Annotated in this window: 1 protein-coding gene; it reads right to left on the reverse strand. The window is 73.7% G+C overall.

The window, feature by feature from the left end:
- Positions 1–200 precede the first annotated feature (200 nt).
- Positions 201–1,307 (reverse strand): PrsW family intramembrane metalloprotease, encoded by a 1,107-nt coding sequence (locus tag SACSA_RS0107620; protein WP_019814756.1) that lies wholly within the window; start codon positions 1,305–1,307, stop codon positions 201–203.
- Between the last annotated feature and the right edge of the window lie 132 nt (positions 1,308–1,439).

Here is a 1,439-nt window from a genome sequence, read left to right on the forward strand (position 1 = left end):
CGCACCCAGCACACTGCCGACCCGGCCCGCCGACACGACGCCGACGGCCAGGCGCGCGGGGCGGGTCACCGCGGACCCCGCAGGACGCGGACGCTCATGTGCCACTCCCAAACTCGTTCCAGTCCCACCGACGCGGGTACCAGACGACGGGGCGAGAGTAGCCCGGCGGAGAGCCCGCCACGCCGCCGAGGTGACAAGCTTCACCGTTCGGCGTCGGGCTCACCCCGCTGGGCCTGCCGGACCGCCTCGGCGCGGGTCTGCCGCACCACAGCCAGCAGCTCCTCCTGCCGTCCACGGCCCGAGCGATCCCCGGACCACCGGCGTGCGAAGGCCAGCTCCGTGACCGCCGCCTGGTACGCGGTCACCGCCCGCGCCGCACCGCGTCCCGACTCCCGGCGCGCCTGCCTGCGCCACCGTCTGCGCCCCTCGAGGCTCGCCAGCAGCGGCACCTCCGAGCGGGCGATCCATCCCGCCTCGGCCATGCCGGGCAGCGCCGCGGCGATCACGCGCTGTTCCCGGCGGCGCTGCCAGACCATCACCAGCGCCACCGTCGCGAAGATCGGAACCATGATGAGGAAGTAGACGTCGAGGAACGTCTGCGCGCCGCCGAGAGTGGCCGCCGCGTTCCACAACGCGTGCAACAACACCGCGCCGACATAGGCCACCAGCGGTACGACCAGGGACGGCACGCGCGCACCGCTGCCCGCGACCGCCCCGACACCGATCCCGATCAGGACGGTGAACAGCGGGTGCGCGAAGGGCGAGAGCACGCCCCGCAGCACGAACGCGGCGAACACGCCGGAGGTCAGGTCGTCACCGAGGCCCTGTTCCACGAACGCGCGGCCGAAGTAGTAGATGTTCTCAGTGAAGGCGAAGCCCGCCGCGCTGATCCCCGCGTAGACGATGCCGTCCACCACGCCGTCGAACTCGTGCGACCGGCGGCGCAGCACGGCGATCACCGGCACGGCCTTGACGGCCTCCTCGACGAGGGGCGCCGAGACCAGGGCGCTGACGGTGCCGCCCTGGCCGGTGCCCAGCAGCAGGTCACCGACGGTCTCCGCGGTGTCATTGACGAGCAGCGCCGACAGGGTGGCCACGCAGGCGCCCCACGCGAAACTGAGCAGCAGCAGCCGGGCGGGCTCGGGTTCCCAGCGGTCGATCCACAGGAACGCGGCGACCACCACGACAACCGGCACGACGGCGGCGACCACTCCGACCATCACCGCGAGCAGGCCGACCCGCACGGTGGCCAGCCCGAGCACGAGCAGGCCACACACCGCGAGCCCGACCAGGCCCGCGACCGGCATCAAGACACTGATCCTGCGCGGGGGGTGCCTGCGGGCAGACGAGGTCCGCGTGGCGCTGGCGGGTCGGGTCACGCGGGCACTGTAGCGAGCGCGGGCCGCCCGCGTACGGCGGATGCGCCCGGGCGCCCTGGC

Origin of the sequence: Saccharomonospora saliphila YIM 90502, assembly GCF_000383795.1 — a bacterium.
In the GTDB taxonomy this organism is placed as follows: Bacteria; Actinomycetota; Actinomycetes; order Mycobacteriales; family Pseudonocardiaceae; genus Saccharomonospora; species Saccharomonospora saliphila.